At 60.5% G+C, this 22,785-nt stretch carries 24 protein-coding genes; 6 read left to right on the top strand and 18 right to left on the bottom strand.

The genetic code is table 11. The features are described from left to right. Positions 1-135 precede the first annotated feature (135 nt). From murB to C8K63_RS03090, 8 genes are all read right to left on the bottom strand, one after another. Positions 136-1,155 (bottom strand): UDP-N-acetylmuramate dehydrogenase, encoded by a 1,020-nt coding sequence (murB, locus tag C8K63_RS03125; protein WP_108215340.1) that lies wholly within the window; start codon positions 1,153-1,155, stop codon positions 136-138. After that, a complete protein-coding gene (locus C8K63_RS03120) occupies positions 1,152-1,616 on the bottom strand; it encodes a low molecular weight protein-tyrosine-phosphatase (protein WP_108215339.1) in 465 nt (154 codons plus the stop codon). The genes murB and C8K63_RS03120 overlap by 4 nt, the downstream gene beginning before the upstream one ends. Beyond that, positions 1,616-2,380, bottom strand: a complete 765-nt coding sequence (gene kdsB, locus C8K63_RS03115; protein WP_108215338.1) for a 3-deoxy-manno-octulosonate cytidylyltransferase — start codon at positions 2,378-2,380, stop codon at positions 1,616-1,618. The genes C8K63_RS03120 and kdsB overlap by 1 nt, the downstream gene beginning before the upstream one ends. Continuing rightward, positions 2,377-2,562, bottom strand: coding sequence for a Trm112 family protein (locus C8K63_RS03110; protein WP_003179363.1), 186 nt, complete (start codon positions 2,560-2,562; stop codon positions 2,377-2,379). Before C8K63_RS03110 ends, kdsB begins: the two co-directional genes overlap by 4 nt. Before the next feature lie 24 nt (positions 2,563-2,586). Further along, positions 2,587-3,597 carry a tetraacyldisaccharide 4'-kinase gene (gene lpxK, locus C8K63_RS03105; protein ID WP_108215337.1) on the bottom strand — a complete coding sequence of 337 codons (1,011 nt, stop codon included), beginning with the start codon at positions 3,595-3,597 and terminating at the stop codon, positions 2,587-2,589. Beyond that, positions 3,597-4,025: a biopolymer transporter ExbD gene (locus tag C8K63_RS03100; protein WP_108215336.1), complete on the bottom strand. Its 429-nt coding sequence runs from the start codon at positions 4,023-4,025 to the stop codon at positions 3,597-3,599. The genes lpxK and C8K63_RS03100 overlap by 1 nt, the downstream gene beginning before the upstream one ends. After that, a complete protein-coding gene (locus C8K63_RS03095) occupies positions 4,022-4,657 on the bottom strand; it encodes a MotA/TolQ/ExbB proton channel family protein (protein WP_108215335.1) in 636 nt (211 codons plus the stop codon). Before C8K63_RS03095 ends, C8K63_RS03100 begins: the two co-directional genes overlap by 4 nt. A gap of 98 nt (positions 4,658-4,755) precedes the next feature. Further along, a complete protein-coding gene (locus C8K63_RS03090; protein ID WP_108215334.1) occupies positions 4,756-6,990 on the bottom strand; it encodes a DNA internalization-related competence protein ComEC/Rec2 in 2,235 nt (744 codons plus the stop codon). Between the two features lie 134 nt (positions 6,991-7,124). On the opposite strand from C8K63_RS03090, the gene C8K63_RS03085 reads away from it, so the two are divergent. Continuing rightward, positions 7,125-7,640, top strand: a complete 516-nt coding sequence (locus tag C8K63_RS03085; RefSeq protein WP_108215333.1) for a DUF2062 domain-containing protein — start codon at positions 7,125-7,127, stop codon at positions 7,638-7,640. 160 nt (positions 7,641-7,800) lie between these two features. On the opposite strand, the gene C8K63_RS03080 is transcribed toward C8K63_RS03085, so the two are convergent. From C8K63_RS03080 to C8K63_RS03065, 4 genes are all read right to left on the bottom strand, one after another. Beyond that, positions 7,801-8,580: an ABC transporter permease gene (locus C8K63_RS03080; RefSeq protein ID WP_108215332.1), complete on the bottom strand. Its 780-nt coding sequence runs from the start codon at positions 8,578-8,580 to the stop codon at positions 7,801-7,803. Next, the gene (locus C8K63_RS03075) at positions 8,577-9,509 is read right to left on the bottom strand and encodes an ABC transporter ATP-binding protein (protein ID WP_108215331.1); all 933 of its coding nucleotides are present in this window, start codon (positions 9,507-9,509) and stop codon (positions 8,577-8,579) included. The genes C8K63_RS03080 and C8K63_RS03075 overlap by 4 nt, the downstream gene beginning before the upstream one ends. 133 nt (positions 9,510-9,642) lie before the next feature. Then, entirely contained in the window at positions 9,643-10,266 is a 624-nt protein-coding gene (locus tag C8K63_RS03070; protein WP_108215330.1) for a glutathione S-transferase family protein, read from the bottom strand. Positions 10,267-10,309: 43 nt separating this feature from the next. Further along, on the bottom strand, positions 10,310-10,969 hold the full coding sequence (locus C8K63_RS03065; protein WP_108215329.1) for a transglutaminase family protein: 660 nt from the start codon (positions 10,967-10,969) through the stop codon (positions 10,310-10,312). 204 nt (positions 10,970-11,173) lie between these two features. Here C8K63_RS03065 and C8K63_RS03060 point away from each other — a divergent pair, with 204 nt between their 5' ends. The 5 genes from C8K63_RS03060 (at position 11,174) to C8K63_RS03035 (ending at position 16,972) form a co-directional block, all read left to right on the top strand. Then, positions 11,174-13,621 carry an acyl-CoA dehydrogenase gene (locus C8K63_RS03060; protein WP_108215328.1) on the top strand — a complete coding sequence of 816 codons (2,448 nt, stop codon included), beginning with the start codon at positions 11,174-11,176 and terminating at the stop codon, positions 13,619-13,621. Positions 13,622-13,695: 74 nt separating this feature from the next. Continuing rightward, entirely contained in the window at positions 13,696-14,103 is a 408-nt protein-coding gene (locus C8K63_RS03055; protein ID WP_007991629.1) for a PA2817 family protein, read from the top strand. 524 nt (positions 14,104-14,627) lie between these two features. After that, positions 14,628-15,851, top strand: a complete 1,224-nt coding sequence (locus tag C8K63_RS03045) for a type II and III secretion system protein family protein (RefSeq protein ID WP_108215327.1) — start codon at positions 14,628-14,630, stop codon at positions 15,849-15,851. A 119-nt stretch (positions 15,852-15,970) separates the two neighbouring features. Further along, positions 15,971-16,684, top strand: a complete 714-nt coding sequence (locus C8K63_RS03040) for a tetratricopeptide repeat protein (protein WP_108215326.1) — start codon at positions 15,971-15,973, stop codon at positions 16,682-16,684. Between the two features lie 18 nt (positions 16,685-16,702). Then, positions 16,703-16,972, top strand: coding sequence for a DUF3613 domain-containing protein (locus tag C8K63_RS03035; RefSeq protein ID WP_108215325.1), 270 nt, complete (start codon positions 16,703-16,705; stop codon positions 16,970-16,972). Between the two features lie 194 nt (positions 16,973-17,166). Here the strand turns inward: C8K63_RS03035 and C8K63_RS03030 are convergent, their stop codons facing one another. The 6 genes from C8K63_RS03030 to C8K63_RS03005 are packed head-to-tail and all read right to left on the bottom strand — an operon-like array spanning position 17,167 to position 22,778. Continuing rightward, positions 17,167-18,132 (bottom strand): type II secretion system F family protein, encoded by a 966-nt coding sequence (locus C8K63_RS03030; protein ID WP_108215324.1) that lies wholly within the window; start codon positions 18,130-18,132, stop codon positions 17,167-17,169. Between the two features lie 29 nt (positions 18,133-18,161). After that, the gene (locus tag C8K63_RS03025) at positions 18,162-19,148 is read right to left on the bottom strand and encodes a type II secretion system F family protein (RefSeq protein ID WP_108215323.1); all 987 of its coding nucleotides are present in this window, start codon (positions 19,146-19,148) and stop codon (positions 18,162-18,164) included. Beyond that, the gene (locus C8K63_RS03020; RefSeq protein WP_108215322.1) at positions 19,145-20,587 is read right to left on the bottom strand and encodes a CpaF family protein; all 1,443 of its coding nucleotides are present in this window, start codon (positions 20,585-20,587) and stop codon (positions 19,145-19,147) included. Before C8K63_RS03020 ends, C8K63_RS03025 begins: the two co-directional genes overlap by 4 nt. Before the next feature lie 3 nt (positions 20,588-20,590). Continuing rightward, positions 20,591-21,811 (bottom strand): AAA family ATPase, encoded by a 1,221-nt coding sequence (locus tag C8K63_RS03015; protein ID WP_108215321.1) that lies wholly within the window; start codon positions 21,809-21,811, stop codon positions 20,591-20,593. Then, positions 21,805-22,299, bottom strand: a complete 495-nt coding sequence (locus tag C8K63_RS03010; protein WP_108215320.1) for a TadE/TadG family type IV pilus assembly protein — start codon at positions 22,297-22,299, stop codon at positions 21,805-21,807. The genes C8K63_RS03015 and C8K63_RS03010 overlap by 7 nt, the downstream gene beginning before the upstream one ends. After that, on the bottom strand, positions 22,299-22,778 hold the full coding sequence (locus tag C8K63_RS03005; RefSeq protein WP_108215319.1) for a TadE/TadG family type IV pilus assembly protein: 480 nt from the start codon (positions 22,776-22,778) through the stop codon (positions 22,299-22,301). Before C8K63_RS03005 ends, C8K63_RS03010 begins: the two co-directional genes overlap by 1 nt. Positions 22,779-22,785 lie beyond the last annotated feature (7 nt).

The raw sequence follows: 22,785 nt of genomic DNA, 5'->3' as shown, positions 1-22,785 counted from the left end.
ATTAGGCGTCTGCACCGGGCCTTTGGTGGAGCAAGAGTGTGCATCGTTAGCTGACTAAGTTAACCGAGCATTAACAAAAAAGCCCTGCACAACAAACATTGTGCAGGGCTTTTTGATCCGTCCTGAAAGCTTAGCTCAATAGCGGTTCGGCTCCATTTCCAGATCGACATGGAAACGCTCGAAAATGTCTTTCTGGATGCGCTGCGCCAGGTTCAGCAATTGCAGGCCCGTTGCGCCGCCATAGTTGACCAGTACCAACGCCTGCAACTTATGTACCCCAGCGTCAGCCTCACGGAACCCCTTCCACCCCGCCCGCTCGATCAACCAGCCGGCGGCCAGTTTCATTCGACCGTCGGGTTGCGCATAGGCCACCAGGTCCGGGTACTCACCCTTGAGCCGCGCAGCCAGCGCCGCCGACACCAAGGGGTTCTTGAAGAAGCTACCGGCATTGCCGAGCACGGCCGGATCCGGGAGTTTTTCATTGCGGATGCTGCAAATAGCCTGGCTGACATCGCTGGCGGTCGGATGCTCGATGCCTTGTTCGGTCAGGCGCTGACGCACCGGGCCGTACTCCAGATGCAGATGCGCGGCGCGATCGAGGGCGAAACGTACGCGCAGGATCAACCAGCGCCCAGACTCCTGTTTGAACAGGCTGTCGCGGTAAGCGAAGTTGCACTCTTGCAGTGTGAAGTCGCGCATTTCGCCGCTCTGGCGATCGAGGGCGGTGAGGCCGGCGAACACGTCCTTGATCTCGACCCCATAGGCGCCAATGTTCTGCATCGGTGCCGCACCGACGGTGCCGGGAATCAGGCTGAGGTTTTCCAGGCCGGACAACCCCAGGGACAGTGTGTGTTGCACAAAGGGATGCCAAGGCTCGCCCGCCTCGGCTTCGATCACCACTTTGCTGCCGTCGTCGCTCAGCACGCGAATTCCGCGAGTGGCCATGCGCAGCACCAGTGAATCGATATCCGCCGTCAGCAGCAGATTGCTGCCACCGCCAATCACCAGCACCGCAACCTCGTGTTCCAGTCCATAGGCCAGGGCTTCACGCACATCGGTGTCGCTATGGGCCTCGGCAAACAGCCGAGCCTCAACGTCCACGCCAAAGCTGTTGAACGGCTTGAGCGAAACCTGCGATTGAACCTGCAAACTCATAACCGTCCCTTCAATTCGATCACCAGTAAATCACTGGCGTGCTCGATCAGGTCAAGCACCTGCTCGAAGCCTTGCTCGCCGTCGTAGTACGGGTCCGGCACTTCATCGACTTGCGACTGGTAACGGCGCAGGAAAAGGTCCAGCTCGGCCTTGCCCATGGCCGGTTGCAAGGCCTCGAGGTTGCGCAGGTTGCTGTTGTCCATCGCCAGGATCAGGTCGTAGGTGGCGAAATCGGCGCGGCTGACTTGCCGGGCGCGCTGGGTGGACAAGTCATAACCACGCAGCTGCGCCGCGGCCTGACTGCGCTTGTCCGGCGCCTTGCCGACATGCCAGTCACCGGTGCCGGCGGAAGCGACTTCGACCCGATCAGCCAGACCGGCTTCACGCAATTTGTGCCGCAGCACGCCTTCGGCCGTGGGAGAGCGGCAGATGTTGCCCAGGCAGACAAACAGAACCCGCATCACACCCCCAGCAGGCGACGAACGCGCTCGAGGTCTTCAACGGTATCGACACCGGCTGGCAGCGCAATCAGTGCGTCGGCCACATGGATCCGCACGCCGTGCCACAGGGCACGCAGCTGTTCCAGGCACTCGGTGTTTTCCAGCCAGCATGGACCCCAGCTGACGAAATCCTGCAGGAAACCGGCGCGGTAGGCATAGATGCCGATGTGGCGGCGGTAAGGCACACCTTCGGGCAATTGCTCACGGTTCACGGCGAACGCATCCCGCGCCCAGGGCAAGGTGGAGCGACTGAACGTCAGCGCCAGGCCATTGAGGTCGCTGACGACCTTGACCACGTTGGGATTGAACAGGGTGTCCACGTCTTCGATCGGCTCGGCCAGGGTGGCCATGCGCGCTTCGGTGTGGGCCGCCAGGTTGGCGGCGACCTGATCGATCACACTCGGCGGGATCAGCGGTTCGTCGCCCTGGACGTTGACCACGATGGCGTCGGGTGCCAGGCCCAGCTTCGTCGCCACTTCGGCCAGGCGATCGGTACCGGAATTGTGATCTTCACGGGTCATCACCACTTCGGCACCGAAGCCTTTGCAGGCCTCGACGATACGCGCGTCGTCGGTGGCCACCACCACTCGCTCGGCGCTGCTTTTGCTCGCCTGTTCCCAGACGTGCTGGATCATCGGCTTGCCGGCGATCAGCAGAAGCGGCTTGCCCGGCAGGCGGGTGGAGGCGAAACGCGACGGAATGACTACGGTAAAGGCTGTGGTCATTTGTCCAGGCGCTCGTCGGTGGTCAGGGTACGCGCTTCGGATTCGAGCATCACCGGGATGCCGTCGCGAATCGGGTAGGCCAGACCTGCGCCCTTGCTGATCAGCTCGGTCTTGTCGGCGCTGAGCTTGAGCGGGCCTTTGCAGACCGGGCAAGCGAGGATATCGAGCAATTTGGTGTCCATGAGCATTCCCTTGAAAAAACGGAGTTAAGGCAACAAACGAGCCGGCAGCAGGCGCATCAGCTGCGTGTCGAACCAGGCCACGAAGGCCGGCGACGGCACGGCATCGACCGCCAGGTACCACCAGTCCGCGGCGGCAAAGGCACGGCATTTCACCGCGTCTTTTTCCGTCATCACCAACGGCAATGACGGCATGAAATTCAACGCCTGCACGCTATATTCGGCGTGGTCGGCAAACGCATGTGGAACCGGCTTCCAGTGTAGCGTTTCGAGGGTCTTGAAGAAACGTTGCGGATTGCCGATGCCGGCCACCGCGTGCAGGGCCTGGCCGCTGGGGAAATGGTCGAGGGGACGCCGTTCGCCGCTGCGCAGATTGACCAGCGCGGTGGATTGCAATTGAAAGGCAAATCCATCATCGCGGTCAGTCGCGGCACCGTTGTAGAGGACCGCGTCGACGCTTTGCAGGCGCTCGACCGGCTCACGCAATGGCCCGGCAGGCAGGCAACGGCGGTTGCCCAGGCCGCGAGCGGCGTCGATCAACACCAGTTCCAGGTCGCGGGCCATGCGGTAGTGCTGCATGCCGTCGTCAGACAGGATCAGGTCCAGTGGCTCACTGGCCAGCAACGCTTTGACAGCGTTGCTGCGATTGGGGTCGATCATCAGCGGCACACCCGTGCGCTGGACGATCAACAACGGCTCGTCACCTGCGATGTCGGCGCTTTGTTCGGCTTCAACTCGCCATGGCAATTGCGGCGGTTTGGCGCCGTAGCCGCGGCTGACCACGCCGACCCGCAGGCCGCTGCGCCGGCAGTGCTCGATCATCCATAGAATCAGCGGCGTCTTGCCGGTGCCACCCACGGTGATGTTGCCCACCACAATCAGCGGCACGGGTGGCAGATAGATCTGGCCCTCACCCGCCAAAAAGCGCTTGCGCTTGTTCATGACCACGCGCCGATACAGCCACTCCAGTGGCTGCAACAGCTTCAGGGCCGGATGACCTGCGTACCACGCGGCCAGCAATCGATCGGACATGGCCATCAGGACGCGGGGGGCGCCGCTTCGATGGTGGTCATGCGCAAATGGCTGAATCCGAGTTTGCCGGCGGCGTCCATCGCAGTGATGACCGACTGATGCCGGGATTTGCCATCGGCGCTGATGGATAATGGCAGGTTGGTATCACCCTTGGATTCTTTCTCCAGCGCTTCCATCAACGTGGCGAGGTCGCTTTTTGGCAATATATGGTTATTCACAGAGAACACACCGTCGGCACTGATGGCGATATCGAGCTGCCGGGTTTGGTCGTCGGCAGATGCACCACTGACCGCTTCCGGCAGCTCGACGCGCAGCTGGGTCTCACGGGTAAAGGTGGTAGTCACGACGAAAAACAGCAGCAGGATGAACACCACGTCAATCAGCGACGCGAGGTTGATGTCCACCGTTTCCCGTTGTTTGCGGCGGAATTTCACGCTTTGCTCCCGGACAGGTCCACGTCACGGTCGCCCTGCACTACCTCGACCAGTTTGATCGCTTCCTGCTCCATCCCTACCACCAGTTCATCGATCCGGCGTTGCAGGAATCGATGGAAGAATACCGCCGGGATACCGACCATCAAACCGGCAGCCGTGGTGATCAGGGCCTTGGAAATACCACCGGCCAGCACCGAAGCGTTGGTGGTCATGCCATTTCCGGTAAACGCGCTGAAAATATCGATCATGCCCAGCACGGTGCCGAGCAAGCCCAGCAACGGGGCCATGGCAGCAATGGTGCCCAGAGCGTTGATGTAACGTTCCAGATCGTGGATGACCCGCGCAGCAGCCTCTTCGATGCACTCCTTCATGATCTCGCGACCATGCTTGGAGTTGGCCAGGCCGGCCGCCAGGATCTCTCCCAAAGGCGAATTGGCGCGCAGTTCCTTGAGTTTTTCCTTATTGAGCTGTTTGTCCTTGATCCAGACCCAGACCTGCCCGAGCAAATGCTCCGGGGTCACGCGGCTGGCACGCAGCGTCCAGAGACGCTCGGCGACGATGGCCATGGCCGCGATGGAACTCAGAATGATCGGCAGCATCATCCAGCCGCCGGATTTGACCAATTCCCACACAGTGACAGTCCCCTCGAAAAAGTGCGCCACTCTAACATAGGGGGTGCAAGCACCGAAGACCGTGATGTCGCATCCGGTCGGGCTTCGATAATGCCCGGTCATGGGTCCGAGGGCGGCGGATCGCGCCAGAAACGCCGTTCCTGGCGCATTGACCACGGCAGCTCGAAGCGCCCCAGTTGCAGACGAATGGCACCCTGTTCGACGCTGTCGTAGATCGCCATTCCACGTTTTTGATAACGCGCGATGACCGTGGGATGCGGATGGCCAAACGAATTGCCCTGCCCGCGAGAGATCAGTGCAGCTTTTGGTTGCAGGACATCCAGCAGGGCCCCGGACGACGAACTGCGACTGCCGTGGTGTGGCGCCTGCAACCAATCGGTGGGCAGGGCCAACGGACTGTCCAGCAGGGCTCTCTCGGCGGCGGCATCGATGTCGCCACTCAACAGCAACCGTTCGCCATTGGCCTCGATCAGCAGGACACAGGAGTTCTGGTTGCTGTCGCCGGCCAATGGCCAGTGCCAAAGCTGGAAATCGACTTGATCCCAGGTCCATTGCCGACCGCTCTCACAACGCCCGGCCTGCAACTGCGCAGGCAGGTCCGACGGTTCACCACTGACCACCTGTTTCACCGGCAAGCCCTTGGCAACTGCCCGGGCACCGCCGGCATGATCGGCATGGGCGTGGCTGATCAGCATCAGGTCGAGGCCTTTCACCCCCAGTTTGCGCAACGCCGGCAGCACCATCCGCTCCCCCTGGTCGAGTTCACCGAAACGCGGTCCGGCGTCATACAGCATCGTGTGATGCCGAGTGCGCACCAGGATCGCCAGCCCCTGGCCGACATCCAGTTGCCAGACTTCGGCCATGCCTTCCGGCAACATCGGCCTGGGCGAAAAAACCAGCATCAACAGCATGGGCCAGCCTAACGGGCGCATCGGTACGCCTCGCGGCAGCAATAGCAAGAAGGCGCCAATGGCACCGATTACCCAGGCCCATAGCGGGACGGCCGCGGGTACCCACGCGGGAACCTGACCGGAGACGAGCCCCAATCCCCTGAACCACCCATCGATCAGGCCGCCCGCCAGCCACAGCAATTTTTCACCCACGTAAGGCACCGCCAGCAACAGCGTCCCGAGCAACGCCGGTGGCAGTACCACCAGGCTGATCCAGGGCACCGCGAACAAATTGGCCAGCGGCCCGCTGAGACTGATGGGCAACCCCAGTGCCAGTAACAACGGGCACAGCCCGATTGCAATCAGCCACTGGGCGCGGGTCCAGGTTTGCCACCAACGCCATGGCCCCAACCGACCGCCGAAGATCAATATCAAGACCGCCACGGCCGCGAAGGACAGCCAGAATCCAGGCTGAAGACTCGCCAGCGGCTCCAGCAGCAAAATGCCGTTGAGGGCCAGCAACAGCGGCCACCATGCACCGAGATGACGGAACCGTAGACGCCACAACAACACCAGACCGATCATCACGCAGGCCCGTCGCACCGGCACCCCGAAACCGGCCAGCATCCCGTAACCGAGCGCAGCGGCGAATGCCAGGCCACACGCCCAGGGCAACCATGGCAGACGGTTCGGCCATAACCCAAAGCGGGCCAGGCCGGCGATCAGCAGATACACAACGCCCGCCAGCATTCCGATGTGCTGCCCGGAAATCACCAACAGATGCACCGTGCCGGTGTCCTGCAATACCTGCCAGTCTTCGCGACTCAGCCCGGCGCCGTCCCCGAGTACCAATGCCGTCAACGCGCCGCTTCGCCCTTGGGCATCCATCGCCAGCAAACGCTGACGGATTCCGTCGCGCCAGGCCCATTGGGCTGCTGCAAGGCGTTCGCCCTCCTTGACCGTCCCGGTCGCTCCGATGCGTTGTGCCAGCAACCAGGCCTGGTAGTCGAAGGCCTGCGGATTGAGGAGTCCGACCGGGCGCTTCAATTTGACTGCCAGGCGCCAGCGTTCGCCACTGTTCACCGGCGGCCCGCCATACCAGGCCAGACGCATTTGCTGCGGCAGCCGGGTACGTCGGGACTGGATGTCGGTCAATTCGAAACGCACGACACCGTCATCATGCCGGGGCAAGCCTGTGACCCGCCCTTCGATCCAGCGGGTTTCGCCGTCCAGGGTCGGCGGCAACCGGTCGTCCAGCGCCCACTGCGCATTCGCGCAGGCCCAACTCAAACCGAACAGGTAAAACGCCACCGGATACGTCCTGAACGGCAGCAACATCAAACCCGCTACCGGCATCGCCAGCCACAACCAGACCGGCGGCAATGCCGGTAAAAAACGCAAGGTCAGCAGACCCAACGCCAGCGCCATCATCCCTGTGCGCATAAGCCCGTCCTTGAGAGTACCCTCAAGGCTTAGCCCGCCCGTTGCATGGGCGTCGTCAATAATTGTCACAAAGTCTGAATGGGCAGTTCCTGGAATCCAGACATACTTGCCGCCCTGACCGACCGAGAAGCCTTATGCCCCGGCGCTTATTCAAACGTTACATGCCAGACCCGATGAGCATCAGGGAACACAAGTCCTTACGCTTTCTCGGCACGCTGTTGCATGACCCGAACCTGTGGCACCTCAATCGCCACTCCGTTGCCCGCGCCATGGCCGTGGGCCTGTTCGCCGCGTTCCTGCCGATTCCGCTGCAGATGCTGCTGGCGGCCATCCTCGCCATCATCGTGCGCGGCAACATGCCGATCGCCGTGAGCCTGGTCTGGCTGACCAACCCGATCACCATGCCCGCTGTGTTCTTTTGCACCTACCAGACCGGCGCCTGGCTGATGGACGTCCCCGCCCGGCAGTTGCCGGACTCGCTGAGCTGGGAGTGGATCAGCGGCGAAATCTCGACCTTGTGGCAACCGTTTCTGCTGGGTTCGGTGGTAACCGGGCTGGTACTCGGGGCACTGGCCTACTTCCTGGTAATGATGTATTGGCGCTGGTGGGTGGGCAGGCAATGGAAGCGACGCAAGAAGAGCCGGATGTGAGAATGCAAAACGGCGCCCCAGGGCGCCGTTTTTCATATCTGCCATACACCCCCTGTAGGAGCTGGCGAAGCCTGCGATCTTTTCGCTTTTAACGGGTTTCTGACCAGTACCCAAATCAAGATCAAAAGATCGCAGCCTGCGGCAGCTCCTACAGGGAAGGTCAGGTACGCATCCCGCGTCCACTCACCAGCAACCGTGCACTACCGAGATACAGCACCACGGTCGCAACCAGCATGAAGGCGATCGCCACGCTGATGCGAATATCCGAAACGCCCAGGATGCCGTAACGGAACGCGTTGACCATGTGCAGCACCGGGTTGGCCAGGGACACGGTCTGCCAGAACGGCGGCAGCAAGGTGATCGAGTAGAAGACCCCGCCCAGGTAGGTCAGTGGCGTCAGCACGAAAGTCGGGATGATCGAAATGTCATCGAAGTTTCGCGCAAACACGGCGTTGATGAAGCCCAGCAGCGAGAAGATCGTTGCGGTCAGCACCACCACCAAAATGGTCACGCCCAGGTGATGCACCTGCAAATGGGTGAAGAACAGCGACAGCAGAGTCACGATGATCCCCACCATCAAGCCACGCAGCACGCCGCCCAGGGTGTAGCCGACCAGAATGGTGTGCGGCGACAGCGGCGAGACCATCAGTTCTTCGATGGATCGCTGGAACTTGCTGCCGAAGAAACTCGACACCACGTTGCCGTAGGAGTTGGTGATCACCGACATCATGATCAGCCCCGGCACGATGTACTCCATGTAAGTGAAGCCACCCATGTCGCCGATTTGCCGACCGATCAGATTACCGAAGATCACGAAGTACAAAACCATGGTGATGGCCGGCGGCAGCAGGGTCTGCGGCCAGATCCGGGTGAAACGCCGGACTTCACGGTAAACGATGGTGTTGAGGGCAACGAGGTTGGGGCGCAGCTCGGAACTCATACCGCCACCTTCGACAGATTTTTCTCCACCAGGGACACGAACAACTCCTCAAGGCGATTGGTTTTGTTGCGCAGGCTCAGCACTTCGATGTTCTGCTGCGCCAACTGGGTGAACAGCGCGGTGATGCCCATGGACTTGTCCACCTGGACTTCCAGGGTATGGCTGTCGATCAGCCGGGACGGATAGCCGAGCAACTGAGGGGCTACTTGCAAGGTGTTTTTCATATCCAGCAGGAAGGTTTCGACATGCAGTTGGCTGAGCAACTGCTTCATGCTGGTGTTCTCGACGATGGTGCCGTGGTCGATGATGCCGATGTTGCGGCACAACTGCTCAGCCTCTTCCAGGTAGTGGGTGGTGAGGATGATGGTGATGCCTTTCTGGTTCAGCTCGGTGAGGAAGCTCCACATCGAGCGACGCAGTTCGATGTCCACCCCGGCAGTCGGTTCGTCGAGGATCAGCAGGCGCGGTTCATGAACCAGCGCGCGGGCGATCATCAGGCGCCGCTTCATGCCGCCGGACAGCGAACGCGACGGCACGTCCTTCTTGTCCCACAGGCCGAGCTGGGTCAGGTACTGTTCGGCGCGTTCCTTGGCGATTTTCGCCGGGATGCCGTAGTAGCCGGCCTGCGTCACGACGATGTCGAAGGTCTTTTCGAACTGGTTGAAGTTGAATTCCTGGGGCACCACGCCGATGCAGCGTTTGAGCTGCGCAGGATTTTTGTCCAGGTCGTGACCGAAGATATTTACCGTGCCGCTGGTCTTGTTCACCAGGGTCGAGAGAATCCCGATGGTCGTGGATTTGCCGGCGCCGTTCGGGCCGAGCAAGGCGAAGAAGTCACCTTCGGCGACATCCAGATCGATACCACTCAGGGCCTGGAAACCGTTGCCGTAGGTTTTGGTTAGCTGCCGGATGGACAGAGCGGAACTCATATCTGATTTACGCACCAAGAAGGGGAAAAAGGGTCAGGTCAGGGCGGGCGGCGCGCATTGCAACCACGTCGCATCAGCGCAATGGTGCTTGTCGCCGCCACACAAGTACAGTCAAGCGTGTCGATAGTGAGTATTAAGTCAACGCGGTCATGACTGCCTTTTGATACGCCGGACGCTGCTTCAACCGCGCGTACCAGGCCTGCAGATGCGGCTGTGGCGCACGCTCGATCGGCATCTCGAACCAGGCATAAATGAAACTGCCCAGGGGAATATCGCCCATGCCGATTTCGTCTCCGGACAGGTAGGGCTTGTTCGCCAACGCCTGATCGGCCATCGCCAGCAGCGTGTCGCATTCCTTGATCGCCGCCTTGATGGCGAGCCAGTCCTGCTGGTCTGCCGGGGTACGCAGCACACCCCAGAACACGGTACGGAACGGGCCGGCAAAGCTTGAGGTGGTCCAGTCCATCCACTTCTCGGCGCTGGCACGGGCTTGCAGATCCGCCGGATACCAGGCCGTGCCGTCGGCGTGACGGGCCATCAGATAACGCACGATGGCGTTGGATTCCCACAGCACGAAGCCATCGTCCTCGATCACCGGAACCCGACCGTTGGGGTTCATCGCGCGGTACTCGGGCGTATCGACGACACCAAAGGCGCCACCGGCATCGATAGCCTCGTAGGCAAGCCCAAGTTCTTCGGCGGCCCACAATGGCTTTCTGACATTCGATGAGTTTTTCCGACCCCAGATCTTCAGCATGAGCGCCTCTTTTTCGGTAAGTGGGCAGGCAGCATACGCCGGATCAGGCGCGACTCAAATCGCTCTGCATATCACCCAACAGCGGTTGCTGTTGCTCACCGAACAGGTGCGGATAGCATTTTTCCAGGTGTTCGAAAAAGAACGCTTCAGGTACGTCGGCGAACTGGCCGTGATCGACCAGGTACTCCATCAGCTTCGCGCCATCGCGGTTGAAGGGATGAAAAACGCTGTCGTTGATCCCGTCGAATTCCAGCGGCGCCACATTGAACAGGTCGCAGAGTTTGCGGTTGAACGCAGGTGTCGCCTTGACCCAGCGACCCTGCAAATAAAACTCGGTGTAGCCGTGCATGGCGAACATGTCGCTCTTGAGCAACTCAAGCAGCCGTGGCGTCGACAAATGATTGCGCACATCCGCCAGGCCGATCCGCGCGGGTATCCCGCAATGCCGTGCCGCACCTGCCAGCAACGTGGCCTTGGGCACGCAGTAACTCTCCCCGGCCGCCAACGCATAACTGCCGCACAGGGTCTGCGGATCGCGGCTGAATGTGTACGGGTTGTAGCGCACCGCTTCGCGCACGGCGTAATAGAGACTGATCGCCTGCGCAAGCGGATCGCGACTGGCGCCACGGTGTTTTTCGGCGAACTCCACCACGGACGGGTGGTCACTATCGATGAAGCGGCCGGGACTCAGATACTCGTGCATGAGAACAATCTCCTGGGGAAGTCCCGAGTCTAGCGAGCACTTGAGCACAGAGATAACGACGTTTCGGCCAAACATGGGCGCTTTGTCGCTCGCTCGATCAACGCTTTTCCCACGATTCCAATCACATCGCTGTGACCTGCCTGTTTTACGGATGCCGTCTAAGCTCTGTGGGCTGGTTCGCCATGGTTTCACGGAGGAATGGATATGCTGCTGTTGTGGATACTGGTTCTGCTGGTCGGGATTGCTTATTTGGCCCACCGCCGCATCGCCCCGCTGCCCGCCCTGGTCATCGTGGCCGTCTATGCCGTGGCAATGGGTGCGTTCAGCCGCGCGCCGGGCTGGTTGCTGCTGGTTATCTGGGTGTTGATCGCCGCTGTCGCCGCGCCCTTGCTGCTGCCCGACCTGCGCCGCAAATTGTTCAGCGCACCGATGTTCAACTGGTTCCGGAAAACCCTGCCACCCATGTCGCAAACCGAGCGCGACGCCATCGACGCCGGCACGGTCTGGTGGGATGGCGAACTGTTCAGTGGCCGTCCGGACTGGAGCAAACTGCTGTCCTATCCCAAAGCGCAATTGAACGAAGAGGAACAGGCTTTCATCGACGGGCCGACCGAAACACTCTGCACCATGGTCAATGAATGGCAGCTCAGTCAAACCATGGACCTGCCGCCCGAAGTCTGGAGCTTCATCAAGGACAACGGCTTTTTCGCCCTGATCATCCCCAAGGAGTTTGGCGGCAAGGGCTTCTCCGCTTATGCCCACTCGCAAGTGGCGATGAAACTGGCGAGCCACAGTGGCGACCTCGTCACCACCGTGATGGTCCCCAACTCCCTCGGCCCGGCCGAACTGTTGCTGCATTACGGTACCGACGAACAACGCAACCATTACCTGCCACGCCTGGCACGCGGCGACGATATCCCGTGCTTTGCCCTTACCGGCCCGCTGGCCGGCTCCGACGCCGGCGGCATGCCGGACTCGGGAGTGATCTGCAAAAGTGAATGGCAGGGTCAGGAAGTCCTCGGCCTGCGCCTGAACTGGGAAAAGCGTTACATCACCCTCGGCCCGGTGGCCACCCTCCTCGGCCTGGCCTTCAAGGCCTATGACCCGGATCACCTGCTGGGTGATCAGGAGGACTTGGGCATCAGCCTCGCACTGATTCCGACCGACCTGCCCGGTGTCGAGATCGGCCGCCGGCATCTGCCGTTGGGTGCCGCATTCATGAATGGCCCGAACTCAGGCAAGGACGTGTTCGTCCCGCTGGAGTTCCTCATCGGCGGCCAGGAAATGCTCGGCAAGGGCTGGATGATGCTGATGAATTGCCTGTCGGTCGGGCGTTCGATTTCCCTGCCGGCGGTGGGCACCGGCATGGCCAAGTTCACCAGTCTGGTGACGGGCCAATACGCTCAGGTTCGCGAGCAGTTCAACGTGCCGATTGGCGCTTTCGAAGGCATTCAGGAAGCCATGGCGCGTATTGGCGGCAACACCTGGATGATGGACGCCGCCCGCATGCTGACCGCCAATGCGGTCGACCTGGGCGAGAAACCGTCGGTGCTGTCGGCGATTCTCAAGTACCACCTGACCGAGCGCGGCCGCGACTGCCTCAGCGATGCCATGGATGTGCACGGCGGCAAGGCAATCATCATGGGGCCGAACAACTACCTCGGTCGCAAATGGAACTGCGCGCCGATTTTCATCACCGTCGAAGGCGCGAACATTCTCTCGCGCAACCTGATCATCTTCGGCCAGGGCGCGATTCGTTGCCATCCCTTCGTCCTCAAGGAAATGGACCTCGCCGGCAGTGAAGACAAGGATCAGGCGCTCACAGAATTCGATGGCCTGCTGCTCAAGCACATCGGTTTTGCCGTGAGCAACGCCGCCAGCACACTGGTGCTCAATCTCGGTTTCGGACACTTCGAACACACCCCGGGCGACAAGCTCAGCCAGGGTTATTTCCGCGCCCTCAATCGTCAGGCCGCTGCTTTCGCCCTGCTCGCCGACCTCAGCATGATGCTGCTGGGGGGAGAGTTGAAACGCCGGGAACGGCTGTCCGCACGGCTGGGTGACGTGCTGAGCAACCTCTACCTGGCCTCCGCCGCGCTCAAACGCTACAACGACCTCGACTCACCGCAGTACATGACACCACTGCTGACCTGGGCCATGGAGGAAAGCCTGGGGCAGGCGGAACGGGCCATGGATGAGCTGTTGAATAACTTCCCGAACAAAGTCGTCGGCTGCCTGTTGCGGGTGATCGTGTTCCCGTTCGGTCGCCGGCACAAAGGGCCATCGGACAAACTCGGTGCCGAAGTCGCTGCATTGATTGGCCGCGCCAAGGGCGACCCTGCCCTGGAGGAATTGCTTGTGGGTTGCTATCGCCCACAAGCGAGCGACGATCCGGTCGGGGCATTGCAACACGCCTGCAATCTGTTGAGTGCCGCTCAGCCGTTGCAGAAAAAGCTGCACGTGGCACTCAAGAGTGGTCAGGTCAAACCGCTGGCCGGCGAGTCGGCGATCGATGCCGCCCTCGAAGCTGGCGTGTTGCAGCCGGTGGAAGCCCAAACCCTGCGTGAAGCCGAAGCGGCCCGACGCAAGGTGATCGATGTCGATGACTTTGACCAAAAGGCTCTGGCGTTGGCCAAGGGAAAAGTCCGCTGATCCCTTCAAGCATGTAAAAACGGGCGCTGGCGCTTTATACTCCCGCGCCCGTTTTGCTCTTGAGGACTTATCTCGTGTCCAACATCGTTGCCGACCATCTCGTTTTACTCGACCACCTGCGCAGCATCCTGGTCGCCGTAGGTGAGGCCGAGCAGGTTCCCGAAGAAAGCCATGCCTTGTTCCTTGAGCGCTTCGACGAATTGCTGGCGTCACTGCCGATCGACCCGATCGAAAGCCAGTACCTGGGCCAGGACATCCTGACTCAAGTCATTTCCCGTTATCCGCAAATCGCCCACCTGATTCCACGGGATCTGCTGTGGTATTTCGCCGGTGATTGCCTGCACTACTTGTCCGATGAAGAGATTGACCTGTATCAGGCCCTGGAAGAACGCCGCTTCGAAGCCGAACAGAACGACGAACCTTTCGACTGGAACCAGGAAAAACAGCTGCTGGCGCTGTCGAACCAGGACAGCAAGCACTGATCTTCTATCAGTGAAGCCAAAGGCCCGCATGCTTGAGTATGCGGGCCTTTTTTATTGCCTTCAGCGCCCCCCCGTCAACATCAGGCAAGCGCACTGCGCTGCGACCTTGCCCGAATCGCTCGCCCGCCCGCCTAAACCCAGCCTTTGCACCAATGGTTTTGTTTAAATTCATGGCACTTTGGACTGATTGAACTACCTTCAAACAATAAGAAGTCATCACGGCTTGATTTTCCACGTCAGCTTCAGTGATCAGACAGCGAATTGGCAAAAGGAGTTACCTCACCATGATCCTGGCAGGCGTTTTCCGGCTCTGTACCTTCATTACCGATTGCATTCCGAGGGAACCAGGTCGCTCGCTGTCCCGCCAGATCAGCGAAGTGGACCCGCTCGTGTGTAACGCAAGGAATAACGCCAAGGCCATGGATAACGGGTCTGGCGCATTGGGGGGATAGCCCGATCCCCGTGAAGTGATCCGAGACAACTCAGTCCGCCTAAAGACGGCCCATCCAGTGAGGATGTACTTAATGAGCTTTCGTACCGAGCCCGCGTTCAAGCGAATTATCCATGGCCTGTTCTGGATGGGCCTCAGCGTGGATGCGGCTCAGGCCGCGCCGGCCAATTGCCCGCAACTGGACAATTGGCCGACAACCTACGAGGTCGGTCAGGGGCTGCAGAGTGAACTGCGCAGCCCCGTTGCGGTAACGCAACTGGCGGTGGGTGACCCGAAAATTGCCGACGTGCAACCCAGCGGCAGCAACGCGTTCATACTCACGGGCCTTGCGCCCGGGACCACCAGCCTGATGGTCTGGACCGCCTGTTCGAAAACGCCGCGCCAAAGCATGGTGTTCGTCAAGGGTAAAGCCACAGCGGCGCTGACCAGCGCGCCGTCGGTGCCCTCCGACGACCCGCTGCTGCCGAGCCAGGTGCAGACCGATATCCGCTTCGTTGAAGTCAGCCGGACCAAGCTCAAGGAAGCCTCTGCCTCGATTTTCGGCGTCCGCGGCAACTTCCTGTTCGGCTCGCCGAGAACCTTGCCCACCATCGGCGGCATTGTCACGCCGGTGATACCGGTGAACAACGACAACTTCAACCTCACTTTTGCTACCGGCAGTACCCTGGTGGCGCTCAACGCGCTGGAAGGCAGCGGTTTCGCCTACACCCTGGCGCGGCCAAGCCTGGTAGCGCTCAGCGGGCAAAGCGCGAGCTTCCTGGCCGGTGGTGAAATACCGATTCCGGTGCCCAGTTCAGGCAGCGATAACGTGTTCATCGAGTACAAGGAATTCGGTATCCGCCTGACCCTGACGCCGACCATCGTCGGGAAAAACCGTATCGCGCTGAAGGTGGCGCCGGAAGTCAGTGAACTGGACTTCACCAACGCCGTGAGCATCGCCGGCACGATAGTTCCGGCCCTGACCGTGCGCCGTACCGATACCAGCATCTCCCTGGCCGACGGCGAAAGCTTCGTCATCAGCGGCCTGATCAGCTCCCGCAACACTTCCCAGGTGAACAAATTTCCGGGGCTGGGCGATATCCCGGTTCTGGGCGCGTTTTTCCGCGACAACACCATCAACCGTGAAGAGCGCGAACTGCTGATGATCGTCACCCCGCATCTGGTCCAGCCACTGGCGGCCAATGCACAACTGCCGTCATTGCCTGGCGAGCAGCTGCGCAATTACGACCCGAACTTCTATCGCATGTTTTTCCTTGAAAATGGCGACTTCGACAGTCGCAGCGGGCTCTCGCAATGAACCGGAGCCTGAACCAGACGGGCCTCGCCCTCACGCCTGACGGTGACTTTGCACGCTTGCCGGGCCAGCCTTATTGCCATTGGCCAGGCGTTCAACCTGTTGTAGCCAGGGGACCTTCGATGAGAGCAGTCATTGCAATAGCGGCGACATTAATGCTTGCCGGTTGTGCCAGCAATGGCCTGTCTTCGCGACCGGCCAGCTGTGCCAAGCCCGGTTCGGAGCAGGAACTGGCCCTGAACCTGGCCGACAGCATGGCCGACGAAGGCCGTTTGTATGCCAGCCTGGCGAATCTGGAAGGAATGCCCGATAGCCTGGTCCAGGTCCGCCTGCGCAAGGCTCGGGTGCTGCGCTTGATGGGGCGTAGCGGCGACGCGCAGCCCTTGTACGAAAGCTTGCTCGGCACCTGTCTGGCAGCTGAAGGGGAACTTGGCCTGGGCCAACTGGCCGCCGCCAAAAATGATAACGCCAGCGCTGCCACTCACCTTGAGCGTGCGGTGCAGATGGCCCCCACCGACGACAGGATGCGCAATGACCTGGGGGTCGTCTACCTCAATCAGCACCGGATCCCTGAAGCACGCTTCGAGTTCATGACCGCCATGGAGCTCAAGCAGGCAAACACACTGGCGGCACTCAATATGGTGACGTTGCTGATTTACCAGGATAACTGGAAGGCCGCCGCCGAACTGGTGACCCGCGCCGACTTGAGCCCCAAGCAAGTCGTAGAGGCTCAAACCCGCGCGGAAAAACTCAAGGCCTCCGCCAATAAAGTGGTGGCTACCGATGGCAATCGCAAAACTGAGGTAGCCGATGCCTCTTCCAGTGCGAACAAGTAGAACGTACGAGGAGTCGAGATGAATACCAAACGGCTGTTGATCCTGTGCACGGCTTGCCTGTCCACCACTGCCTGGGCCATTGAGCCGGGGCCCTCTTCGCCGTATCAACAAGGCACCGAACAGTGGTTGCAGCTGCAGATTCGCGGTGTGGTTGCCTCCCCTCACCTGCAAACCGCTTCGGCCACCGAACGTGACCTGGCCATGCAGCGCTGGCTGAATAGCTTCAACTTCCCGATTCCGGAGTTTTATGACCAGGATACAGCGGGAGAAATGACCATCGGCAACTGAGGCCTGTCGATGGGTGATCAGCCTCTGGCGTCGTCCAGAGTGGCCTGGCTGCAAAGCCGGGCTCAATCACGAGTGCAGGAAAATACAGTCCAGGTACTACGAGGTGGAGCAAGCGATTGGAGTGAATGCACTCCGTTCGCCTGCTCCGTTTTTATGCAGTACAGCCACCTTGTTCGACAGCAAGCCACTCCTGTTCACTTACCGAATACTCTGAATACCCCGATCAGGGCTGGGCCGATAGCGACCAAAAAGAAGCTCGGCCATAGACAGAAAATCAGCGGGAATATCAGCTTGGTACCGACTTTCGCCCCCAGCTCTTCGGCGGCCTGCGTACGCCGGTCACGGAACTCATCGGCATAGATGCGCAAGGTGTCGGCCACGCTGGTACCGAAGCGGATACTCTGCGCCAACAGGCTGACCAGCCCTTGTACGTCATCCAGGCCAGTGCGTACGGCCAGTTGCTTGAGCGCCTCGGTACTGGAAATGCCCGCGCGGATTTGCGCATTGACCAGCGCCAGTTCTTCAGCCAGTTCGACCTGACTGACCGACATCTCCTCAGCCACCCGTTCGATGGTCGTGGGCAAGGCCAGGCCCGACTCCACGCACACCACCATCAGATCCAGCGCATCCGGAAACGCGGCACGCAGCCGACCTTGTCGCAACTGCTTGCGCTTGGCGACATACAGTGCTGGCAGCAACCATCCGATACCGGCCACCAAGACCACCAACAGCAGCCCCATGATCAGGGAAACCTTGGGAATCATCGGCAACAGCAGCAACGCAATACCGATCAATAACAGCGGCAACATCAAGCGCACTGCCCAGTACATCTGCACCGCCGACGAGGAGCGGTATCCCGCATGCATCAACAGGGTCTGGGTGACGGAAGCCTGAGCCGATCCGGTCGAGGCAAAGCGCTGGCCGACCCGCTCCAGCAACATTTGCAGGTTACCCGGGGCTTCCTGCCCGGTCGTGTTACCTAAATGACCACGCTTGATCAGCGCCAGGCGACGCTGCACCGGGTCCTGAAGACCCTGCATCAGCAATATCACGGCGACGACCACAAGCCCCGTACTCAAACCGATCGCGCCAAGGAACAACAGGCGCGCCATCTCCTCGTTCCCCGTGACCCGACTGAACAACCCGAGCAAAAAATCCATGACCTGTGCCTCCCGGTAGCGAATACTGCTCAAACCTGAATCCGGATGATTCTGCGTATCCAGAAAATCCCGATCAACATGGCGCAGAACGCCCCGATGATCAGCTTGTGGCCTAGGGGATCATTAATCAGCACAGGCAGGTATTTGGGGCTGGTGACGATGATCGCGATCGCCAGCACGAAGGGAATCGCCACCAGTACCCAGGCCGACATGCGCCCTTCCGCCGACAGGGTTTTGACTTTGCGCTGAAAGCGGAAGCGCCCGCGAATCAGCCGACTCAGACGCTCCAGCACCTCGGTCAGATTGCCGCCGGTCTCGCGATGGATGAGGATCGAGGTCACCAGCATCATCACCGTCATGCTCGGCATCCGCTCCAGCAGGCCGAGCATGGCCCGGCGTACATCATTGCCATAGTTGATATCGGAGAAGGTCAGGCCAAACTCATGAGCCACCGGCCCCTTGTGCTCCTCGGCCACCAAACGCAGGGTTTCGTTGAATGGGTGCCCGGCGCGCAGAGCGCGGCACATGGCATCCAGCGCATCCGGCAGGCCTTCCTCGAACGCCGCGAAACGCTTGCCACGGTCGCGAGAAATTTTCAGTATGGGTAACCAGAAGAGCGCGAAACCTGCCACCAGCGCCATCCACCAGACTGACCAAACCATCCAGATCAAGATACCCGCCCAGACACCCAGCACCAGCCCGAGCAGCAATACCCGATAGGCCCGGTATTCGTGTCCGGACTGCTCAATCATTTGCGTCAGTGATTCCATAAAGGGCAGCTGCTCAAGCCTGGCCTCCAGGGGCGACAATCGCGTCAGGTACTTCTGCCTCAATACCGTTTGCATGTTGGGCAAATTATTGGCTTTCTCCATTACGTGCAGGCGGCCGCGGATGCGCTTGCGCATCTTGCCGGCCTCGCCGAATACCGGTACCGCCACGCCCTGGGACAGGAGGAAGACGGCGATAAACACCATGCCGAGGAACATCAGAATGTACTCACCAGGAACCTGGTTCATGATTGCCGCGCCTCCATCCACTCAGGCCTGAACATCGTCAGCGGCAATTCGATGCCGCGCTTGGCCAGCACATCGCGGAAGGCGGGGATCATGCCGCTAGGCCGATAATCACCCAGCACTTCGCCGTTTTCGCCCATGCCATGGCGCACGAAGGAGAAGATTTCGGTCATGGTGATGATCTCGCCCTCCATGCCGTTGATCTCCTGCACACTGACCAGGCGGCGCTTGCCGTCCTCCTGGCGTTCCAGCTGGATCACCACTCCGATGGCCGAAGCGATCTGCTGACGCATGGCCTTGATCGGGAAAGTAGCCCCGGTCATCGACACCATGTTCTCGACCCGCCCCAACGCATCACGCGCGGTGTTGGCGTGGATCGTGGTCAGCGAGCCGTCGTGGCCGGTGTTCATCGCGGTCAGCATGTCCAGCGCCTCGACGCCGCGCACTTCACCGATCACGATACGGTCCGGCCGCATCCGCAGGCTGTTGCGCACCAACTCCCGCTGACTCACCTCGCCGCGCCCCTCGATATTCGAAGGCCGGGTTTCCAGGCGCACCACGTGGGGCTGCTGCAGTTGCAGTTCGGCCGAGTCCTCGATGGTGACGATCCGCTCGTTGTGCGGAATGAAACTGGACAGGACATTGAGCATGGTGGTCTTGCCGCTGCCGGTACCGCCGGAAATCAGCACGTTCAAGCGCCCACGGACAATCGCCTTGAGCAACAGGGCGATGGCCGGGGTCAACGTCCCCACCTGGATCAGACTGTCGGTATTGAGCAGGTCCACCGCAAAGCGCCGGATCGACATGCTCGGGCCGTCGATGGCCAGCGGCGGGATAATCGCGTTGACCCGCGAACCGTCCTTGAGCCGGGCGTCCACCAAGGGCGAGGACTCGTCGATACGCCGCCCCAGGCTGGAGACGATGCGATCGATGATGTTCAGCAAATGCCGATCATCGCGAAAGCGCACATCGGTGCGTTGCAGTTTGCCAAAGCGCTCGACATAGACCGAGGCATGGCCGTTGACCAGAATGTCGGACACGCTGTGGTCAGCCAGCAATGGTTCCAGGGGGCCAAGACCGAGCACTTCGTCGGTGATCTGCTTGATGATCAACTGGCGGCTGGACGTACTCACCGGTGCCGAATGTTCATCGAGCAGACGCTGGCAAATATCGCGAATCTGCCGTGCGGCCTCAGCCTGTTCAAGGGAGTCCAGCAAGGACAGGTCCATGACCTTGAGCAACTGCTGGTAGATCTTTTCTCGCCACTCGGCCTCCACCGGGGTGACCTGACTTTTGGTTTCGTAAAGAACGTCCGGCGTTGCACGTTCCCACGCCATTACTTCCTCTGCCGGATCCAGCTGGTCGTCACCCGGCTGGTTAGCCTGCGATGAGGCGGATTTAGCGGATTGTTTGCGCAAGCGGTTACGAAAGTCGCTGATCATGGGTCACCCCCCGAAAAAACGGTTGAAGGCGCGTTTGAGCACGCCTTTTTTTCCAGCCATCTGCTTGCCGACCAAGTCATCGGCCACGTTGCACAGGGCAACGGTGATTGCTGCCTTCGGCGCATGCAGAGCCAATGGCACACCCGTGTTCTGACTCTGGCTGACCAGGTTGAAGTCGTTGGGTAACTTCGCCAGATTCGTGCAGCGCAGCGCCTCGCCGATATCCTTGAGGCTGACCGCTGCCGCCTTGTCATAGCGGTTGACCACTATCTGCAATTGATCCCCTCGCACGCCCAGGTCTTCACGAAGAATCCGCACCAGGGAACTGGCATCGCGCAGATGGCTGACACTCTGCTGCACCACCACGTACACCCGATCCACCTGTTCCAGCACGGAGCCGGTGAGGTGGTCGATTTGCCGTGGCAGATCGATCACTACCCAGTCATAGCTGGCGCGGGCCAACTGCATCAGGGTGTCAAGTTGCTCGGGTTGAGCATCCTGCGGCAGACACAGCTCACCGGCCCGGCCACCCAGCACATGCAAGGTCGGGCTGAAGTGGCTGCAAAAACCCCGTAGCGCGACGCTGTCCATGCCGTCGATCTGATGCAACACCTCCAGATGGCTGTGCGCCTGCGCCACATCCAGGTAATGCGTCACGCTGCCAAATTGCAGGTCCATGTCCAGCAACAGGGTACTGCCACCTTTCATGCTGAGCTGCTGAGCCAGGTTGCAGGCCAGCATGGTGCCGCCGGATCCGCCCTTGGCGCTGATCACGGCGAGCAATTTCCCTTCTGTCCCACTGCCGGTCCGAACCTCCATGACCAGCCGATTCAAGGCGCCGACCAGTTCTGTCTCGGCGACGGGCTCCGGCAGCACGTCACGGGCGCCGGCCTGCATCGCCAGGCGCATGGCTTCCTGTTCGCTCAGCAGCCCGCACACCAACATCGGCGGACGCTCATGGGCCGGGCGCTGCAACAGGGCCGCCAGCTCTTCACGCCACAGGTGGCTGACGCGCAACAGCAACAGATCGGGCATCCGGTCCAGACCGTAGAGCGGGTCGACATGCCCATTGCTCACCAGGCGAGTACTCACCTCCAGGCTGGGCATGCGTTGGCAGACGCTCTGCAGGTCGCGCAACGACGTGGCATCACGGCTGCTGATCAGCAACCTGAGCCCGGCTTTGCCGGTCGAACTGGAGAGAGGAGTGTCCTTGGTGTTCAGCATGGCGTGATCTCCCCGGAATCGGAATGACGCCCGAGGCTTTCGCGTGGCAACGTTGCCCTGAATGCGGGCAAGGTAATGGGAACGCCAAACCCGGGAATGAACAGTTTGAAAACGAAGTTTTGCAGACTCAGCCGGACATAGCGGATGGCACGAAAACCATTGACGCTGACCAGGTCAGCGGGGTTGGCCACCAGCGCACCGTTCACGTCCAGATAGGTCAACGTCAGGTGGGTGGTGGCCAGATCGCCGATCAGCTGGCTATTACCTGCGTCGGTCGCAGCATTGAAGATAGCCCGCCGCAACACCACCGGATCACTGATATTGCACACCGCCGCCAGGCGCGTACCGCGGCGCACGGCTTCATCCAGCGCATTGACCGTGAAGTACAGGCGGCCTATTTCCACCACGCCGAACAACAACGTGAACACCAGCAGACCAATGAAGGCGAACTCCACCGTATAGGTGCCATGCATGTTTTTTCTGTTCATCACAGGGCCCTCATCACGGTAGTGGCGACCAGCGGAATGCTCAGCGCAATCTGATTACCAAAAAAGCCGGGAATCGATCCGGCGCATTTGCCACCGCCAATCACCGGGCAGAACATGTAAGTGATGGTGACCCGCACATGGTCGATGCCCACTGCGGCAACGTCCACGTTGCCAATTGTCAGGTCTGACACCACAGCAATCCCGGTGTCGACAGGCACGCCAAACACCGCAACGTTTTTCGTCTGAGCCTGCAGCGTAGGGCTTAGAGCGACCTTGCCAAGCGTCGAGTCCCAGGCCTGACTGGCGACGAAACGGTCGGCATCGCGGCTGGCCTGCAGCAGCAGGTTGTACTGATAGAGCATGCGGCCGAACTCACCGAAGGCCAGCAACAGCAGCAGCAACACCGGCAGGACCAGGGTGAATTCCACAATGGCCAGGCCTTGCTGGCGCTGCCGGTGTTTAAATCCGTGAAGTCTCATGACGCCT

This window comes from Pseudomonas sp. GV085, assembly GCF_003050925.1.
Lineage (GTDB): Bacteria > Pseudomonadota > Gammaproteobacteria > Pseudomonadales > Pseudomonadaceae > Aquipseudomonas.
The sequence above is the reverse complement of the archived record's forward strand: the minus strand, read 5'-3'. Positions and strand labels throughout refer to the sequence as shown.

Bases quoted from the DNA above. Each gene is read 5' to 3' on its own strand.
- murB (WP_108215340.1), bottom strand. From the start codon at position 1,155: ATGAGTTTGCAGGTTCAATCGCAGGTTTCGCTCAAGCCGTTCAACAGC.
- C8K63_RS03120 (WP_108215339.1), bottom strand. From the start codon at position 1,616: ATGCGGGTTCTGTTTGTCTGCCTGGGCAACATCTGCCGCTCTCCCACG.
- kdsB (WP_108215338.1), bottom strand. From the start codon at position 2,380: ATGACCACAGCCTTTACCGTAGTCATTCCGTCGCGTTTCGCCTCCACC.
- C8K63_RS03110 (WP_003179363.1), bottom strand. From the start codon at position 2,562: ATGGACACCAAATTGCTCGATATCCTCGCTTGCCCGGTCTGCAAAGGC.
- lpxK (WP_108215337.1), bottom strand. From the start codon at position 3,597: ATGGCCATGTCCGATCGATTGCTGGCCGCGTGGTACGCAGGTCATCCG.
- C8K63_RS03090 (WP_108215334.1), bottom strand. From the start codon at position 6,990: ATGCGCACAGGGATGATGGCGCTGGCGTTGGGTCTGCTGACCTTGCGT.
- C8K63_RS03085 (WP_108215333.1), top strand. From the start codon at position 7,125: ATGCCCCGGCGCTTATTCAAACGTTACATGCCAGACCCGATGAGCATC.
- C8K63_RS03080 (WP_108215332.1), bottom strand. From the start codon at position 8,580: ATGAGTTCCGAGCTGCGCCCCAACCTCGTTGCCCTCAACACCATCGTT.
- C8K63_RS03075 (WP_108215331.1), bottom strand. From the start codon at position 9,509: ATGAGTTCCGCTCTGTCCATCCGGCAGCTAACCAAAACCTACGGCAAC.
- C8K63_RS03070 (WP_108215330.1), bottom strand. From the start codon at position 10,266: ATGCTGAAGATCTGGGGTCGGAAAAACTCATCGAATGTCAGAAAGCCA.
- C8K63_RS03065 (WP_108215329.1), bottom strand. From the start codon at position 10,969: ATGCACGAGTATCTGAGTCCCGGCCGCTTCATCGATAGTGACCACCCG.
- C8K63_RS03060 (WP_108215328.1), top strand. From the start codon at position 11,174: ATGCTGCTGTTGTGGATACTGGTTCTGCTGGTCGGGATTGCTTATTTG.
- C8K63_RS03045 (WP_108215327.1), top strand. From the start codon at position 14,628: ATGAGCTTTCGTACCGAGCCCGCGTTCAAGCGAATTATCCATGGCCTG.
- C8K63_RS03040 (WP_108215326.1), top strand. From the start codon at position 15,971: ATGAGAGCAGTCATTGCAATAGCGGCGACATTAATGCTTGCCGGTTGT.
- C8K63_RS03035 (WP_108215325.1), top strand. From the start codon at position 16,703: ATGAATACCAAACGGCTGTTGATCCTGTGCACGGCTTGCCTGTCCACC.
- C8K63_RS03030 (WP_108215324.1), bottom strand. From the start codon at position 18,132: ATGGATTTTTTGCTCGGGTTGTTCAGTCGGGTCACGGGGAACGAGGAG.
- C8K63_RS03025 (WP_108215323.1), bottom strand. From the start codon at position 19,148: ATGAACCAGGTTCCTGGTGAGTACATTCTGATGTTCCTCGGCATGGTG.
- C8K63_RS03020 (WP_108215322.1), bottom strand. From the start codon at position 20,587: ATGATCAGCGACTTTCGTAACCGCTTGCGCAAACAATCCGCTAAATCC.
- C8K63_RS03015 (WP_108215321.1), bottom strand. From the start codon at position 21,811: ATGCTGAACACCAAGGACACTCCTCTCTCCAGTTCGACCGGCAAAGCC.
- C8K63_RS03010 (WP_108215320.1), bottom strand. From the start codon at position 22,299: ATGAACAGAAAAAACATGCATGGCACCTATACGGTGGAGTTCGCCTTC.
- C8K63_RS03005 (WP_108215319.1), bottom strand. From the start codon at position 22,778: ATGAGACTTCACGGATTTAAACACCGGCAGCGCCAGCAAGGCCTGGCC.